Here is a 15,340-nt window from a genome sequence, read left to right as displayed (position 1 = left end):
GATTCGCGGCGGTGTGGAAATTGACTGGCGGCGGCTGGCGGATGGGACGCTGAGCTATGAAATGCCGTGGCCGGCGCTGGACGATGAGCGGTTTCGTCGGATCGTCTCGGGGTTTGGCACGCATTACGAGGTGGAATGGCTGTCCCCCGATGGTTTCGCCTTTCGGCGCGGCGAGGGGTATACGCGCCTCGAGCGCTGGGACGCCTTTGGCTATGTCGACGGCGGAACGGTGGAGCGGTTGCGCGCCAGCACCGCCGAGCTGGATGAACCCGCCGACAATATTGTCGTTCTGCCGGCGGGGTATCGCGCGATCCGCTTCACGCTCAACATGCGCGTTATCATCATCTTCTGGCTGGTGCTGCTGGTCTGCGCCAAGCTGGCGCTATTCGACCGGAGCAGCTGGCTGCCATGGGCTGGCGGCTTTGCCGCGATTTATGCGCTGCATATCGGGCTGGTGATCCGCAGCCTCAAGCGCAAGCTGACGACCTGGCTTGCGCGGAGCAGCTGGAATTGAGCGCGCTATTGTGCGGGCGTTTGAGCGCCGTGCACCCGCTGACCAGAGGCTGAATCCGGTCAGGCCCAGCCTTCGAGCACCTGATCGGGCGGACGGTGCCCGTCGGCCCACATGCGGATGTTGGCGATCACCTTGTTGCCGGTGTCCTCGCGCGCCTCGATCGTAGCGGACGCCATGTGCGGCAGTAGCACGACATTATCGAGCGCGCGCAGGCGCGGGGAAATGCCGGGTTCGTTGGTGAAGACGTCCAGCCCCGCGCCGCCGATCCGGCCGCTTTCGAGTGCGTCGATCAGCGCGGCTTCGTCGACGATCTCTCCGCGGGCGATGTTGATGAGCGCGGCATCGGGGCGCATCAGCGCGATGCGCCGGGCATCGATCAATTTGGTCGTTTCCGCATTGTGCGGACAGTTGATCGAGACGAAATCCGCCTCGGCCAGCATCTCGTCCAGTTCGGCATGCCAGCGGGCACCGACGGCGCGTTCCACCACATCGGGCAGGCGGCGGCGATTATGATAGATGATCGACAGCCCAAAGCCGCGCGCGCGCAGCGCGATCGCCTGACCGATCCGCCCCATGCCGACAATGCCCAGCGTCTTGCCGTTGATCCGGCGGCCGAGCATGCCGGTGGGGGTCCAGCCGGTCCAGCGATCCGAGCGTACGAGCCGTTCGCCCTCGGCCAGCCTGCGCGGAACCGAGAGCAGCAGCGCCATTGCCATGTCGGCGGCATCCTCGGTCAGCACGCCGGGGGTGTTGGTGACGATGATGCCGCGTGCGCGCGCGGCTTTGAGATCGATATGATCGATGCCGTTGCCGAAATTCGCGATCAGTTTGAGGCGCGGGCCTGCGGCATTGATTACCTCTGCATCGATCGCGTCGGTGAGCGTGGGGACCAGCACATCGCATTCGGCGACGGCGCGAATCAGATCGCTGCGCCCCATCTGCGTATCACCGGGGTTCAGCGTGGTATCGAACAGCTCCGTCATCCGCGCCTCGATGGGCGCGGGGAGGCGGCGCGTGACCACGATTTTCGGCTGCTGGGGGCGTTCGATCCGTGTCATGTCCCCTGCGCTAGGCGCGGCGGGGGCGATCCGTCAAGACGAAGCGATGCCGGAGCGGCTTGAAGGTGCCTGCTGCATTTGCGAAAAGGGTAACTGTTTCGACCATGGGGGGAATCATGCGCGCAGGAAAGTCGCTGGCCGTTGTGCTGGCTATGGCGGTTATGGTTGCTTCGGGAGCCGGTGCCCCGGCCCAAGCCCAGAAGGCGCCGCCCTATTGGGCCTCGATTTCGGCGGGCAAGGCGCGCACGCGCACCGGACCCGGACGGCAATTCCCGGCAAGCTGGCTGTACCAGCGCGCCGGCCTACCCGTGAAGGTGGTCGAGACCTTTCCGAACTGGCGCAAGGTGCAGGACCCTGAGGGTGCTACCGGCTGGATGCAGGCCAACCTGCTGAGCGAGGAGCGCAGCGCAATCGTGCAGGGCGGCGTGCGGCCGATGCGGGCATCCCCCGATGGCTCAGCCAAGGTGAGCTGGCGAGCGGAACCGGGCGTGATCGGCAAGATCGAGGAATGCGCCAATGGCTGGTGCCTGCTGCGCGTGGGCGGCAAGGCTGGCTATATCGAGACCAGTCATATCTGGGGTGACGAAGACCCCGGCAACTGAACCGGCAGCACTGTATGGATTGAAAAGGGGAACCTTGCGGCTCCCCTTTTTCATTTTCAGTCGATGAGTTCGAGCGCGACGGCCGTGGCTTCGCCGCCGCCGATGCAGAGCGAGGCGAGCCCCTTCTTGCCGCCGCGGTTCTGAAGCGCGGCAATGAGCGTGGCCATGATCCGTGCGCCCGACGCGCCGATGGGATGACCCAGCGCGGTAGCGCCACCGTTCACGTTCACCTTGTCGTGCGGGATGCCGAGATCGTGCATCGCGATCATCGAAACGCAGGCAAAGGCTTCGTTCACCTCGAACAGATCAACATCGCCGACCGCCCAGCCGGCCTTGTCGAGCGCCTTTTGCATTGCGCCGACGGGGGCGGTGGTGAAGCGCGCGGGTTCATGGGCATGCGCGGCGGTGGAAACGACGCGGGCTACCGGCTTCAGCCCAAGCGCATCGGCCACGCTTTGACGCGTCATCACCAGGGCGGCTGCGCCGTCCGAGATCGACGAGGCGTTGGCGGCGGTGATCGTGCCGTCCTTGGCGAAAGCGGGCTTCAGATTGGGGATCTTCGACGCATCGCCCTTCAAAGGCTGTTCGTCCTTGTCGACGGTGACCGTGCCCTTGCGCCCTGAAATCTCGACGGCGACAATTTCGCGGTCGAACGCGCCGCTTTGCTGGGCGGTCTGTGCGCGGGTGAGCGAGGCGATTGCGAAATCGTCCTGCGCGGCGCGGGTGAACTGATATTCGGTCGCCGTTTCCTCGGCAAAGCTGCCCATCGCGCGGCCGGGTTCATAGGCGTCTTCAAGCCCGTCGAGGAACATGTGATCGAATACCCGGTCATGCCCGAGGCGGGCGCCGCCGCGATGCTTCTGGAGCAGATAGGGGGCATTGGTCATGCTTTCCATGCCCCCGGCGATGAGCAGGTCGACCGATCCGGCGGCCAGCGCGTCCGCCGCCATGATCGCGGCCTGCATGCCCGAACCGCACATCTTGTTGACGGTGGTCGCCTCGACAGACTTCGGCAGGCCCGCCTTGATCGCGGCTTGCCGCGCGGGCGCCTGGCCGAGCCCGGCGGGAAGCACGCAGCCCATATAGATCCGTTCCACCTTGTCGCCCGAAACCCCGGCGCGCTCGACGGCTGCCTTCACCGCCGCGGCGCCGAGTTCGGTGGCGCTGGCACCCGCCAGGCTGCCCTGGAAACTGCCCATCGGGGTGCGCGCATAGGAAATGATGACGACGGGATCTGCGGTCATATTACGATATCCTTGTTGTTCAGTTCAGGCCGATCCGGGGCATCCCTAATCAACCCTGTGCGCCTCGCTTTCCGTGCGAACGGCAATGCCGCTGCGGATCGCGGCGATCAGCGCATGGTCCTGCCCATAATGCTCGGTCCAATGCGGGCCGAACACAAGCCCGATTTCGCGCCGGCCGTCGAAACCGGTGAGCCGCGACAGGATGATGCCCTCGCGCGCCAGCGATTCCGGGGTGACGGTGATGCCAAGCCCGGCGCGGACCATCGCCAGTGCGCGGTCGTCATTCGCGGTGCGCATGGCGAAGGGCGGACGGACGCCGCGTTCGGTGAAGAAGCGGCTGGTGTCGGCCAGCATCTCGCACGCGCGCCGCGCGATCATCGTTTCGCCCGCGACCTCCGCCGGGTCGATCTCGGCCCGCCCGGCCAGCGGGTGGCGATCGGAGAGCGCGAGGCGATAGCCTTCGTCGAACAGATGCTCGCGCGTCAGCCTGGTGTCGCCGGGACGGAGCAAGGTGAGGGCGATATCGATCCGGCCGGCGGAAAGCGCGGTGGCCAGTTCGCGTTCGCTGCCCTCCATCAGCTCGAGCGGATCGGGGGCGTGATAGGCCTGCACTGTATGTGCGATCATTTCGGTGGGGAGCGAGGCGAGCAGACCCAGCTTGATCGGGCGGCGGGGCGCCGCAATTCCGGTGATGCCCTGTTCGGCCAATTGAAATTCACGCTCGATCGATCTTGCATGGGCGAGCAGCCGGTTTCCGGCCTCGGTCAATTGGACACGCCGATTGCTGCGGGTGAACAATTTCGCGCCCAAGCGTTTTTCCAGTTCGCTGATGCCGGCGGACAAAGTGGGCTGGGCGACATGGATGCGATTGGCGGCACGGGTGAAATTGCCTGTATCGACAACGGCAAGGAACTGACGAAGGTGCGTCCGGTTTATCATAGGTAAAATCTATGGATAAATTGGATGGATTTCAATTTTTGCGATGGCTGAAACGGCGTTATGCCTTTGTCCCAAGGAGAGACGAGACATGGTCATAGCCACCCCCGATTTTGATTTTGCGCTGGGCGAAAATGCGGAAATGATCCGCGATACGACGCGCCGCTTCGCCGATGACCGCATTGCCCCGCTGGCCGCGAAGATCGACGCCGAAGACTGGTTTCCGCGCGACCTGTGGCCCGAAATGGGGGCGCTTGGCCTGCACGGAATCACTGTCGAGCCAGAGGATGGCGGGCTTGGCCTTGGCTATCTCGAACATGTCCTCGCGGTGGAGGAAGTCAGCCGCGCATCGGCATCGATCGGCCTTTCCTACGGCGCGCATTCCAACCTGTGCGTGAACCAGATCCGCCGCTGGGGCACGGCCGAGCAGAAGGCGAAATATCTTCCCGGGCTGATTTCCGGCGAGCATGTCGGTTCGCTCGCCATGTCGGAAACGGGTGCCGGATCGGACGTGGTGGGGATGAAGCTGCGCGCCGAGCCGCGTGACGGCGGCTATGTGCTCAATGGCACCAAATTCTGGATCACCAACGCGGCCTATGCCGACACGCTGGTCGTCTATGCCAAGACCGGCGGGGAGGGATCGAAGGCGATCACCGCATTCCTCATCGAAAAGGACATGCCCGGTTTTTCAATCGGTCAGAAGATCGACAAGATGGGGATGCGCGGCAGCCCGACCGCCGAACTGGTGTTCGACGATTGTTTCTTGCCCGAAAGCGCGGTGATGGGGCCGCTGCACGGTGGCGTCGGCGTGCTGATGTCGGGGCTGGATTACGAACGCGCGGTGCTTTCGGGCGTCCAGCTCGGGATCATGCAGGCCTGTCTCGACGTCGTCATTCCCTATGTTCGCGAGCGCAAGCAGTTCGGCAAGGCGATCGGTTCGTTCCAGCTGATGCAGGCCAAGGTGGCGGACATGTATGTCGCGCTGCAATCGGCGCGGGCCTATGTCTATGCGGTGGCGAAGGCGTGCGATGCCGGCCGGACGACGCGGTTTGACGCGGCGGGCGCGATCCTGCTGGCCAGCGAGAATGCGGTGAAGGCCGCGCTCGAGGCGATTCAGGCGCTGGGCGGTGCGGGCTACACCAAGGACTGGCCGGTCGAACGCTATCTGCGCGATGCCAAGCTGCTCGACATCGGCGCCGGCACCAATGAAATTCGCCGTATGCTGATCGGCCGGGAACTGATCGGCGCATGAACGGCGCGATCGAATGGTTCGCAAGCATCAGCGGCATGATCGCGGCGATGATGATCGCCTGGGATCATAGCCGCCGGGTTACCGGCTGGGGCTTCGTACTGTTCGTTTTCGCATCCTGTGCGTGGATCATTTCGGGTGTCGTCAACGGCACCCCGCCGCTTGCGGTGCAGAACCTTGTCCTGCTCGCGATCAATCTGTTCGGCGTTTATCGCTATCTCATCCGCAAGAAAGCCGAGGCTTAATGAGCGCTCCTGTTCTTGACACCAAGGTCTCTCCCGAGAGCGAGGCCTTTCGCGCCAATGCCGATCATAATCGCGCGCTGGTCGACAAGCTTTATACCGATGTTGCGACGGCCGCGCTGGGCGGCAGCGAGGCGGCGCGCGCCAAGCATGTGGCGCGCGGCAAGTTGTTGCCGCGCGACCGGGTTGAGCATCTGCTCGATCCGGGGTCGCCCTTCCTCGAGATGGGGCAACTGGCCGCGTGCGACATGTATCATGGCGAAGTGCCGGGCGCGGGCATGATCGCGGGTATCGGGCGCGTTTCGGGGCGCCAGTGCATGATCGTGGCGAATGACGCAACGGTGAAGGGCGGCACCTATTACCCGATGACGGTGAAGAAGCATCTCCGCGCGCAGGAGATTGCCGAGCAGAACCATCTGCCCTGCATCTATCTGGTCGATTCCGGTGGCGCGAACCTGCCGCATCAGGCCGAAGTGTTTCCTGACCGCGAACATTTCGGGCGGATATTTTTCAACCAGGCCAACATGTCGGCAAAGGGCATCCCGCAAATTGCCTGTGTGATGGGCAGTTGCACCGCAGGCGGCGCCTATGTGCCCGCCATGTCCGACGAGACGGTGATCGTACGCAATCAGGGCACGATCTTCCTTGCCGGCCCGCCGCTGGTGAAGGCGGCGACGGGCGAGGTGATCTCTGCCGAGGATCTGGGGGGCGGCGATCTGCATGGCCGCAAATCGGGCGTAGTCGATCATGTCGCCGAGAATGATGAGCATGCGCTCACCATCGTGCGCGACATCATCTCGACGCTCAACGATCCGCATGATCCGGGCGTGAAGCGCATCGATCCACGCCCGCCCAAATATGATCCGCAGGAACTTTACGGCATCATCCCGCAGGATGTGCGTGCCCCCTATGACGTGCGCGAAGTGATCGCGCGGATTGTCGACGGTAGTGAATTTCACGAGTTCAAGGCGCTCTATGGCACCACGCTCGTCTGCGGCTTTGCGCATATCTGGGGCATGCCGGTGGCGATCCTTGCCAATAACGGCGTGCTGTTCAGCGAGAGCGCGGTGAAGGGCGCACATTTCATCGAACTCGCCTGCCAGCGCCGCATTCCGCTCTTGTTCCTCCAGAACATCTCGGGCTTCATGGTCGGCGGCAAATATGAGGCCGAGGGGATCGCCAAGCACGGCGCCAAGCTGGTGACGGCGGTTGCCACCGCGACCGTGCCCAAGGTGACGGTACTGATCGGCGGCAGCTTTGGCGCGGGCAATTACGGCATGTGTGGCCGCGCCTATAGCCCCCGCTTCCTGTTCAGCTGGCCCAATAGCCGCATTTCGGTGATGGGCGGGGAGCAGGCTGCGTCGGTGCTGGCGACCGTGCACCGCGATGCCGAGAAATGGACGCCCGAAGAGGCCGAGCATTTCAAGGCGCCGATCCGCCAACGTTATGAGGATGAGGGTAATCCCTGGCATGCGACCGCGCGGCTTTGGGACGATGGCATCATCGACCCCGCACAGACCCGCGACGTCCTTGGCCTTGCCTTTGCCGCCACGCTTGAAGCCCCGATCTCCGAACGCCCGGCGTTCGGCGTATTCAGGATGTAATTGCGATGATCCAATCCCTCCTCATCGCCAATCGTGGCGAGATCGCCTGCCGCATCATTCGTACCGCCCGCGACATGGGTATCCGTACGGTTGCGGTTTATTCGGACGCCGACGCGAGGGCGCTCCATGTCCGTGAAGCCGATGAGGCCGTGCATATCGGCCCGTCGCCGGCGCGCGAATCCTATCTGATCGGCGAAAACATCATTGCCGCCGCCAAGGCGACCGGCGCCGAGGCGATCCACCCCGGTTACGGTTTCCTGTCGGAAAATGCGACATTCGCGCAGGCGGTGATCGACGCCGGCCTGATCTGGGTTGGCCCCAAGCCGTCGAGCATCACCGCGATGGGGCTGAAGGACGCGGCCAAGAAGCTGATGGCGGATGCCGGCGTTCCGGTGACCCCCGGCTATCTGGGCGAGGACCAGAACCCCGAGCGACTGAAGACCGAAGCCGATGCGATCGGCTATCCCGTGCTGATCAAGGCGGTGGCGGGCGGCGGCGGCAAGGGCATGCGCCGCGTGGATGCGCCCGAGGATTTTGCGGACGCGCTCATCTCCTGCAAGCGCGAGGCGGCTTCGTCCTTTGGCGATGACCGCGTGCTGATCGAGAAATACATCCTCAGCCCGCGCCATATCGAGGTGCAGGTTTTCGGCGATACGCACGGCAATATCGCCCACCTGTTCGAGCGGGATTGCTCGCTCCAGCGGCGCCACCAGAAGGTGATCGAGGAGGCGCCCGCGCCGGGCATGGATGAGGCGACGCGGCAGGCGATCTGCGCGGCGGCCGTCCGCGCGGCGAAAGCCGTCGACTATGTCGGTGCGGGGACGATCGAGTTCATCGCGGATGCGTCGGACGGGCTGCGGGCCGACCGCATCTGGTTCATGGAAATGAACACGCGGCTTCAGGTCGAGCATCCCGTGACCGAGGAAATCACCGGGCAGGATCTGGTTGAATGGCAGCTGCGCGTGGCCGCTGGCGAACCGCTTCCCTGCCAGCAGGACGAGCTTTCGATCGAGGGCTGGGCGATGGAAGCGCGGCTTTATGCCGAAGATCCGGCCAAGGGGTTCCTGCCGAGCATCGGCCGGCTCGAGCTGTTCCAGCTGGGTGAAGGGCTGGGCGGGCGGATCGATACCGGCGTGTATGAGGGCGCCGAGGTTTCGCCCTTTTACGATCCGATGATCGCCAAGCTGATCGCGCATGGCGATAACCGCGACGAGGCGCGCGAACTGCTGTCGGATATGCTGGAGGATAGCGCGGTGTGGCCCGTACGCACCAACGCCGCGTTTCTGATCCAGGCGCTGGCACACCCTGATTTCGCGGCCGGGACCGTCGACACCGGGCTGATCGCGCGCGAGGGCGATGAGATGACGGTTGCGCCGCAGCCTTCGGGAGAGGCGTTGACGCGCGCGGCGATGCAGATCGTGCCCCGTTCGCCCTTCTCCGGTTTCCGTCTCAACGCGCCAGCGCGGCGGCAGGCGGCGTTTCTGCTTGATGGGAACGCGGTGGAGGTTACGCTGGAAGGTGTTGGCGCGGATGCGCCGGTTTCCTCAATGCTGTTCGCCGAGAGCGGCACGGTGTGGCAGTTGCGGCCATTCCGCGCCGATGGCGCGGGAGCAGGCGGCGTGGCCGATGGCACGATATTGTCCCCCATGCCCGGCCGTATCATCGCCGTGGATGTTGCGGCAGGGGCGAGTGTGACCAAGGGGCAGAAGCTCGTCACGCTCGAGGCGATGAAGATGGAGCATAGCCTCGTCGCCCCATTTGATGGCATCGTCGAGGAACTGAACGCCGTGTCCGGCGGGCAGGTGTCCGAAGGCGCGCTGCTCGTGCGCATCGCGCGGGCCGAACAGGGAGAGACGCGATGACGATGCCGGTTTTCGATTTCTCGGGAAAGAATGTCTTCGTCTTTGGCGGGACGAGCGGGATCAATCTGGGCATCGCGCACGCCTTTGCCCGGTGCGGGGCGCAACTGGCGGTGGCCAGCCGGAAACCCGAAAAGGTAGAGGCGGCGCGGTCTGCCTTGTCCCATACCCATGAGGCGCTGGGCTATGTGCTCGACGTGCGTGATTTCGACGCGGTGAAGGCGGCGGTGGATGACCATGTTACGAAGCGCGGCAAGATCGATGTGCTGATATCGGGGGCGGCGGGCAATTTCCCCGCGGCAGCGGCCGCGCTCAGCCCCAATGGCTTCAAATCGGTGGTCGATATCGACTGTATCGGTACCTTTCACGTGATGCGCGCGGCGCATGAGGCGCTGGCAAAGCCCGGAGCGTCGGTGATCAATATTTCGGCGCCCCAAGCCTTTATCCCGATGGCGTTTCAGGCGCATGTCTGCGCGGCGAAGGCCGGCGTCGACATGCTGACCAGGACGCTTGCGATGGAATGGGGGGCGGAAGGTGTGCGCGTCAATTCGGTATCGCCCGGCCCGATCGACGGGACCGAGGGGATGGAACGGCTGGCACCCACGCCCGAGGACAAGGCGCGATCCGCCCGGGCGGTGCCGCTGGGGCGGCTGGGCACGGTGGACGATGTGGCCGATGTGTGCCTTTTCCTGGCGTCGGATGCGGCGCGTTATGTGTCAGGCGTCGTCCTGCCCGCCGATGGCGGCTGGACGGTGGGCCGTGGTTTCGGAGGGCTTGGGTAAATGGCAGGGCGGTTTTTCGACGAATGGCGGTTGGGCGACCGGATCGAGCATGAACTGCGGCGCACCGTTACCGAGACGGACAATCTGCTGTTCTCGACGATGACGCATAATCCGCAGCCGCTGCACCTGGATGCGGAGGCCGCGAAGGCCAGCGAATTCGGCCGTATCCTCGTCAATGGCACCTTCACCTTTTCGCTGATGATCGGCATTTCGGTGGGGGATACGACGCTGGGGACGCTCATTGCCAATCTTGGCTACGACAAGACGGTGATGCCCAACCCAGTCTTCATCGGCGACACGCTGCGCGCCGAGACCGAGATCGTCGAACTGCGCGAAAGCCGGTCGCGGCCCGATGCGGGCATCGTCACCTTCCGCCATGTGATGCGCAACCAGCGCGATCAGGATGTCTGTTCGTGCCTGCGCATGGCGCTGTTGAAGAAAAGGCCCTGAGATGCGGTTGCGTTCACTGTTGTTCGTCCCCGGCGATCGCCCCGATCGCATGGCAAAGGCGCTGACGACAGGTGCTGATGCGTTGATCCTCGACCTTGAGGATGCGGTTGCGCTGTCGCAAAAGGCGGGGGCGCGCAGCGCTGTGGCCGATTTTCTGACGCAGCCCCGCGAGGTGCCTTTGGTCGTGCGCGTCAATCCGCTCGACAGCGGGATGATCGACGAGGATCTGGCGGCGGTGCTGCCGGGGCTTCCCGATGCGATCATGCTGCCCAAGGCGGAAGGGAGGGCATCGCTCAAAGCGCTCGATGCGAAGCTCGACTGGGCGGGGGCAAGGGATACGGGCATCCTGCCCATCGCCACCGAAACGCCCGCAGCGATGTTCCAGCTTGGCACCTATGGCGGCGTGACCAACCGGCTGATCGGGCTGACCTGGGGTGCGGAGGATCTGCCTGCGGCGATCGGCGCCGCGACCTCGCGCGAGGAAGATGGCAGCTATACCGCGCCCTATGCGCTGGCGCGGTCGCTCACGTTATTCGGCGCGGCGGCGGCGGGCGTGGCACCGATCGAAACGGTCTATCCGGCGTTTCGCGATCTGGAGGGACTGGGCGCTTATGCCGCCCGGGCGCGCCGGGATGGATTTACCGGCATGATGGCGATCCATCCGGCGCAGGTGCCGGTGATCAACACGGCCTTTACCCCGAGCGCGGACGAGATCGCACATGCCCGTGCGGTGATCGCGGCCTTTGCCGAAAATCCTGATGCCGGGGCGCTGTCATTGGACGGCAAGATGATCGACCGGCCGCATGTGAAACAGGCAGAACGGATACTGGCGAGCGCCGGTGAATGAGCTGATCCTCCCGCTTCTGGGCGCAGGGGCGGGCGCGGTGTTGGGAAGCTTCGTCGCCAATCTGGTGATGCGCTGGCCGCAGGGGCGGTCGGTTGTCAGGGGGCGCTCGGTCTGCGAGCAGTGCGGCCATATTTTGGGCGTGGGTGAGCTGGTACCGCTCATGAGCTTCATCGTCCAGCGCGGCCGGTGCCGCCGTTGCAGCACGGCCATCGACCCCGCGCATTTCCTGATTGAGTTGGCGGCCACGCTGGTCGGCGCCACGGCGCTTTTTGTGGTTCCCGGATGGGGCGGGGTGGCGGGCATGGCGTTTGGCCTTGTCCTGATTGCACTCGCGGCGCTCGACATGCGCCATTTCTGGGTGCCGGATTTGCTGACCCTGCCGCTGCTGGCCGTGGGGCTCCTCGTCGCGCTGATGGGGCATGGCCCTGCGCTAGCCGACAGTGTGATCGGGGCTGCGGCCGGCTATGGCGTGCTGGCGCTTCTTGCATGGGCCTATAGGCGCCTGCGCGGACGCGAAGGGCTGGGGGGCGGCGATCCCAAGATGCTGGGCGCCATTGGCGCATGGCTGGGTTGGCAATTGCTGCCCATGGTGCTCCTCGTCGCGAGCCTGATCGGGCTGTTATACGCGCTGGCCACCCGCGCGCGCGGGGTGGCGCTTGCGGCCGACGCGCAGGTGCCGCTGGGCGCGATGATGGCTGTTGCGGCCTGGCCGCTCTGGATATTGTCGGCAGGCGGCGTGATCGGCCTTGCTTACATCTGAGTCGACAAGCCGCGATCATTACGGATAGGTTTCGCCGCAAAGCGAATTGCGGGAGACGGCGCAGTGACGGATGCGAGCCTTTTGGACATGCGGACGGTGCTGGAGACGCAGCGCGCCGCCTTCATGGCGGAGCTGCCCGTTGGAACCTCGATCCGCAAGGACCGGCTGAAACGCGCGGTCGCGATGCTTGTCGACAATGCCGAGGCCTTTTGCGACGCGATGTCCGAGGATTTTGGCCACCGCAGCCGCGAACAATCGATGATGACCGACATCACCGCATCGATCCGGACGCTCAAATCGACGCTGAAGCAGGTCGAGCACTGGGCTCGCCCCGAAAAGCGGCGGCTGGATTTTCCGCTGGGGTTGCTGGGGGCCCGGGCGGCCGTGGAATATCAGCCCAAGGGCGTGGTGGGCGTGATCGTGCCGTGGAATTTTCCCGTGCAGCTGACAATGGGGCCTGTGGCGGGCGCCTTTGCGGCGGGCAACCGCGTGATGGTGAAATCATCCGAATATACGCCCAGCGTATCGACCTTGTTCGAAACCGTGACGCCCCGCTATTTCGATGCGAGCGAGCTGGCCTGTTTCAGCGGAGGCGCGGAAGCGGGCAAGGCGTTTTCCGAGCTGCCCTTCGATCATCTGCTTTTCACCGGCGCCACCGCGATCGGGCGGCATATCCTGCATGCGGCGGCGGATAATCTGACGCCGGTGACGCTGGAACTGGGTGGCAAATCGCCGACGATCATCGGGCGCAGTGCGAACCTTGCCCAGGCATCCGAGCGAATCGCATTGGGAAAGATGCTGAATGCGGGGCAGATCTGCCTCGCGCCTGATTATCTGATGGTTCCCGAGGAGAAGGAGGCCGACGTCGTCCGCGAACTGACGGGCGCGGCCTCGGCGCTGTACCCATCGATCATCGACAATCCCGATTACACATCGGTTGTGAACGACCGCCATCTCGCGCGGCTGAACGCTTATCTCGACGATGCGCGCGCCAAGGGGGCGGAGGTGACGATCGTCAATCCGGCGGGGGAGGATTTCGGGAGCTATAACGGGCGGAAGATGCCGCTCCATATCCTCCGGAACGTCACCGACGACATGCGGGTGATGCAGGAGGAGATTTTCGGGCCGCTGCTGCCGGTGAAGCGTTATGCGCGCATCGACGATGTAGTCGAGCATGTGAACGCGCATGACCGGCCACTTGGCCTATATTATTTCGGCACCGATCCGGCGGAGGAGCGGATGGTGCTGGATCGGACCATCTCGGGTGGGGTGACGGTCAATGACGTGGTGTTCCATGTTTCCATGGAGGACCTGCCCTTTGGCGGGATCGGGCCGTCGGGGATGGGAAGCTATCACGGATTCGATGGATTTCGCACATTCAGCCACGCCAAGGCGGTTTATCGGCAGCCAAAGATAGATGTGGCGAAGCTGGCGGGATTCAAACCGCCTTATGGTGCCGCGACGCGCAAGGCGATCGCCCGGGATCTGAAATCATGAAGCGCGCAGAAAAGTGCCATTTTTCTGGGTTTAGAGGGGGTGGGGCGGAATAAGTTGCAAAAACCTCTTCTCCATCGCTTGACAGTGCTCCGACCCTACCTTAGGAGCCCGCTTCACCGCAGAACGCGGGTGTAGCTCAGTTGGTTAGAGCGCCGGCCTGTCACGCCGGAGGTCGCGGGTTCGAGCCCCGTCACTCGCGCCACTTTCCTGCCTCGATGCAGTGGGAAAGTTGGTCGCACAAACGATCTGTGGATTGTTTGACAACATGCTCTTTCCGGTGCCTGTTGTTGATCGCATCACCGCTATACGCGGGTGTAGCTCAGTTGGTTAGAGCGCCGGCCTGTCACGCCGGAGGTCGCGGGTTCGAGCCCCGTCACTCGCGCCACTTTCCTGTTTCCATCCACTGCAGGAGTGGCCGCACCGGAAATATCCAGGCAATCCCAGCGATCATGTAGAAAACGGCTTGCACCAGAATATGTGCCTTGCCGATCCAGCCTGACAGGCTGGCGATCAGCACAGCCCAGAGCGCGATCAGCGCGAGCATCATGAAAGTACCGAAGGGTTTGCGCCAACTGGGCGTCATGCTTTTCCGTCTCCGTTGTAGATCCATTCCCTTTCGGTCCACACCGCATCGAGCTGCATGTCCCAGGGATCGTTGGGCACCGCATCCACTTCCTGAACCGACCATGCAAGCCCGATCCGCTTCGCGTGCGGAAATTCTGCAAAGGCGCGGTCGTAGAAACCGGCGCCGTACCCGATTCTGTGGAGGCGCCGGTCGAATCCGACGAGCGGGGTGATGATGATGTCGGGCGCAGTCTCGGCCGTACCTTCTGCGGGTTGGCTGAGCCCCATTGGGCCGGTGGCAAGCGCGGTTCCGGGTTTCCAATATAGGAAGCGCATCGGGGCGGTGCGCGTGGTGATATGGGGCAGGGCGGTCGCGTGCCCCTGTGCTGCGGCGCAGGCGAGCAGCGGCAAGGGGTCTGCCTCATTCTGGATCGGAATATAGCCGGCGATGCAGCGCGCGGTTTCGAGCCATGCCGCGAATTGGGCGGGAAGGGCGAAGGGCGCTGCGGCGGGTAGAAAGGCCGGCTGCGCGGCGGCGAACGCGCCCCGCCGGGCTTTGAGTTCGCTGCGCAGGGCCTTCTTGTCCATGGGTGCCGCTCTGTTCATGCGGCGGTGACGGGACCGCCATGGCCGTTTGCCGGAATATCCTCTGACGCCGGTAACGTCAGGTGGGGACCATGTGTGTCAGGCCAGAGCCCAACCAGGGACAGCCCCCTTGGATGATGAAAGCCTCAGGGATGTTCATGCGGCTCGCACCGGGCAGTGCCCGTCGAGACACAATTTAGGCGCTCGGCGCGTCCTGCTCAAGCCTTTCAGCGACGGATTCGAGCCGTTCGGCGAGTTTTTCGATGATCGGGGGCAATTCCTCGAGCAGCGCCTGATGCGTAATGCCGCTCTCCTGGGGCGGGGCCTCGGCGGCGGCGGCTTTTTTCTTGAGGTCGTTCAGTTCGTCAGCCAGCAGGATTGCGGCCAGCAGGAACTGGCGCGTTTCGTTGACGCCGCCCACGGCGCGCTGGACGTCCTGCGCCTTGGCATCGACCAGGCGAGCAATATCGCGCAGATGCTCTTCGCCGCCATCGCGGCACCACACCGTATGATCGCGCCCTGCGATTTGGATGGTTACTTCCGCCAT

17 protein-coding genes and 2 tRNA genes are annotated in these 15,340 nt (G+C 64.2%); 13 read left to right on the top strand and 6 right to left on the bottom strand.

All coding sequences use genetic code 11. The features are described 5' to 3' along the window. The first annotated feature begins 13 nt into the window (after positions 1-13). Positions 14-514 (top strand): hypothetical protein, encoded by a 501-nt coding sequence (locus QYC26_RS03115; RefSeq protein ID WP_317513940.1) that lies wholly within the window; start codon positions 14-16, stop codon positions 512-514. Positions 515-573: 59 nt separating this feature from the next. On the opposite strand, the gene QYC26_RS03110 is transcribed toward QYC26_RS03115, so the two are convergent. Beyond that, positions 574-1,572 carry a D-glycerate dehydrogenase gene (locus tag QYC26_RS03110; RefSeq protein WP_317513939.1) on the bottom strand — a complete coding sequence of 333 codons (999 nt, stop codon included), beginning with the start codon at positions 1,570-1,572 and terminating at the stop codon, positions 574-576. A gap of 116 nt (positions 1,573-1,688) precedes the next feature. On the opposite strand from QYC26_RS03110, the gene QYC26_RS03105 reads away from it, so the two are divergent. Further along, positions 1,689-2,174 (top strand): SH3 domain-containing protein, encoded by a 486-nt coding sequence (locus tag QYC26_RS03105; protein WP_317513938.1) that lies wholly within the window; start codon positions 1,689-1,691, stop codon positions 2,172-2,174. A 56-nt stretch (positions 2,175-2,230) separates the two neighbouring features. Here QYC26_RS03105 and QYC26_RS03100 read toward each other — a convergent pair whose 3' ends face one another. Together QYC26_RS03100 and QYC26_RS03095 are read right to left on the bottom strand one after the other, a co-directional pair. Beyond that, a complete protein-coding gene (locus QYC26_RS03100; RefSeq protein ID WP_317513937.1) occupies positions 2,231-3,418 on the bottom strand; it encodes an acetyl-CoA C-acyltransferase in 1,188 nt (395 codons plus the stop codon). Between the two features lie 45 nt (positions 3,419-3,463). Beyond that, positions 3,464-4,357, bottom strand: a complete 894-nt coding sequence (locus tag QYC26_RS03095) for a LysR family transcriptional regulator (RefSeq protein ID WP_317513936.1) — start codon at positions 4,355-4,357, stop codon at positions 3,464-3,466. 88 nt (positions 4,358-4,445) lie between these two features. Between QYC26_RS03095 and QYC26_RS03090 the strand changes: the two genes are divergently transcribed. The 11 genes from QYC26_RS03090 (at position 4,446) to QYC26_RS03040 (ending at position 14,029) form a co-directional block, all read left to right on the top strand. Next, positions 4,446-5,606, top strand: a complete 1,161-nt coding sequence (locus QYC26_RS03090) for an isovaleryl-CoA dehydrogenase (protein WP_317513935.1) — start codon at positions 4,446-4,448, stop codon at positions 5,604-5,606. After that, positions 5,603-5,848 (top strand): hypothetical protein, encoded by a 246-nt coding sequence (locus QYC26_RS03085; protein WP_317513934.1) that lies wholly within the window; start codon positions 5,603-5,605, stop codon positions 5,846-5,848. Before QYC26_RS03090 ends, QYC26_RS03085 begins: the two co-directional genes overlap by 4 nt. After that, positions 5,848-7,449 (top strand): carboxyl transferase domain-containing protein, encoded by a 1,602-nt coding sequence (locus tag QYC26_RS03080; protein WP_317513933.1) that lies wholly within the window; start codon positions 5,848-5,850, stop codon positions 7,447-7,449. The genes QYC26_RS03085 and QYC26_RS03080 overlap by 1 nt, the downstream gene beginning before the upstream one ends. 5 nt (positions 7,450-7,454) lie before the next feature. Next, entirely contained in the window at positions 7,455-9,311 is a 1,857-nt protein-coding gene (locus QYC26_RS03075; RefSeq protein ID WP_317513932.1) for an acetyl/propionyl/methylcrotonyl-CoA carboxylase subunit alpha, read from the top strand. After that, positions 9,308-10,090, top strand: coding sequence for an SDR family oxidoreductase (locus QYC26_RS03070; protein ID WP_317513931.1), 783 nt, complete (start codon positions 9,308-9,310; stop codon positions 10,088-10,090). The genes QYC26_RS03075 and QYC26_RS03070 overlap by 4 nt, the downstream gene beginning before the upstream one ends. Beyond that, entirely contained in the window at positions 10,091-10,540 is a 450-nt protein-coding gene (locus tag QYC26_RS03065) for a MaoC family dehydratase (RefSeq protein WP_317513930.1), read from the top strand. It begins immediately after the preceding gene. A 1-nt stretch (position 10,541) separates the two neighbouring features. After that, positions 10,542-11,387, top strand: coding sequence for a CoA ester lyase (locus QYC26_RS03060; protein WP_317513929.1), 846 nt, complete (start codon positions 10,542-10,544; stop codon positions 11,385-11,387). Next, positions 11,380-12,147 carry an A24 family peptidase gene (locus tag QYC26_RS03055; protein ID WP_317513928.1) on the top strand — a complete coding sequence of 256 codons (768 nt, stop codon included), beginning with the start codon at positions 11,380-11,382 and terminating at the stop codon, positions 12,145-12,147. Before QYC26_RS03060 ends, QYC26_RS03055 begins: the two co-directional genes overlap by 8 nt. Before the next feature lie 87 nt (positions 12,148-12,234). Next, complete coding sequence (locus QYC26_RS03050; RefSeq protein ID WP_317514986.1) at positions 12,235-13,644, top strand: coniferyl aldehyde dehydrogenase; 1,410 nt, start codon at positions 12,235-12,237, stop codon at positions 13,642-13,644. Between the two features lie 125 nt (positions 13,645-13,769). Beyond that, a tRNA-Asp gene (locus QYC26_RS03045) sits at positions 13,770-13,846 on the top strand. A gap of 106 nt (positions 13,847-13,952) precedes the next feature. After that, positions 13,953-14,029 (top strand) — tRNA-Asp (locus tag QYC26_RS03040). Here QYC26_RS03040 and QYC26_RS03035 read toward each other — a convergent pair. The 3 genes from QYC26_RS03035 to QYC26_RS03025 form a co-directional block, all read right to left on the bottom strand. Next, positions 14,018-14,227, bottom strand: coding sequence for a DUF2842 domain-containing protein (locus QYC26_RS03035; RefSeq protein ID WP_317513927.1), 210 nt, complete (start codon positions 14,225-14,227; stop codon positions 14,018-14,020). The genes QYC26_RS03040 and QYC26_RS03035 overlap by 12 nt on opposite strands. Then, a complete protein-coding gene (locus QYC26_RS03030) occupies positions 14,224-14,796 on the bottom strand; it encodes a 5-formyltetrahydrofolate cyclo-ligase (RefSeq protein WP_317513926.1) in 573 nt (190 codons plus the stop codon). Before QYC26_RS03030 ends, QYC26_RS03035 begins: the two co-directional genes overlap by 4 nt. Before the next feature lie 193 nt (positions 14,797-14,989). After that, a complete protein-coding gene (locus QYC26_RS03025; protein ID WP_317513925.1) occupies positions 14,990-15,340 on the bottom strand; it encodes a cell division protein ZapA in 351 nt (116 codons plus the stop codon).

The sequence above is a fragment of the Sphingomonas sp. C3-2 genome (genome assembly GCF_033025475.1).
Lineage (GTDB): Bacteria > Pseudomonadota > Alphaproteobacteria > Sphingomonadales > Sphingomonadaceae > Sphingobium_A.
Note: the sequence above shows the minus strand (reverse complement) of the source record. Positions and strands in the feature narration are given on the sequence as shown.

Excerpts from the sequence above, each read along its gene's own strand:
- QYC26_RS03110 (WP_317513939.1), bottom strand. The coding sequence starts at position 1,572 with ATGACACGGATCGAACGCCCCCAGCAGCCGAAAATCGTGGTCACGCGC.
- QYC26_RS03105 (WP_317513938.1), top strand. The coding sequence starts at position 1,689 with ATGCGCGCAGGAAAGTCGCTGGCCGTTGTGCTGGCTATGGCGGTTATG.
- QYC26_RS03100 (WP_317513937.1), bottom strand. The coding sequence starts at position 3,418 with ATGACCGCAGATCCCGTCGTCATCATTTCCTATGCGCGCACCCCGATG.
- QYC26_RS03095 (WP_317513936.1), bottom strand. The coding sequence starts at position 4,357 with ATGATAAACCGGACGCACCTTCGTCAGTTCCTTGCCGTTGTCGATACA.
- QYC26_RS03090 (WP_317513935.1), top strand. The coding sequence starts at position 4,446 with ATGGTCATAGCCACCCCCGATTTTGATTTTGCGCTGGGCGAAAATGCG.
- QYC26_RS03085 (WP_317513934.1), top strand. The coding sequence starts at position 5,603 with ATGAACGGCGCGATCGAATGGTTCGCAAGCATCAGCGGCATGATCGCG.
- QYC26_RS03080 (WP_317513933.1), top strand. The coding sequence starts at position 5,848 with ATGAGCGCTCCTGTTCTTGACACCAAGGTCTCTCCCGAGAGCGAGGCC.
- QYC26_RS03075 (WP_317513932.1), top strand. The coding sequence starts at position 7,455 with ATGATCCAATCCCTCCTCATCGCCAATCGTGGCGAGATCGCCTGCCGC.
- QYC26_RS03070 (WP_317513931.1), top strand. The coding sequence starts at position 9,308 with ATGACGATGCCGGTTTTCGATTTCTCGGGAAAGAATGTCTTCGTCTTT.
- QYC26_RS03065 (WP_317513930.1), top strand. The coding sequence starts at position 10,091 with ATGGCAGGGCGGTTTTTCGACGAATGGCGGTTGGGCGACCGGATCGAG.
- QYC26_RS03060 (WP_317513929.1), top strand. The coding sequence starts at position 10,542 with ATGCGGTTGCGTTCACTGTTGTTCGTCCCCGGCGATCGCCCCGATCGC.
- QYC26_RS03050 (WP_317514986.1), top strand. The coding sequence starts at position 12,235 with ATGCGGACGGTGCTGGAGACGCAGCGCGCCGCCTTCATGGCGGAGCTG.
- QYC26_RS03035 (WP_317513927.1), bottom strand. The coding sequence starts at position 14,227 with ATGACGCCCAGTTGGCGCAAACCCTTCGGTACTTTCATGATGCTCGCG.
- QYC26_RS03030 (WP_317513926.1), bottom strand. The coding sequence starts at position 14,796 with ATGGACAAGAAGGCCCTGCGCAGCGAACTCAAAGCCCGGCGGGGCGCG.
- QYC26_RS03025 (WP_317513925.1), bottom strand. The coding sequence starts at position 15,340 with ATGGCGGAAGTAACCATCCAAATCGCAGGGCGCGATCATACGGTGTGG.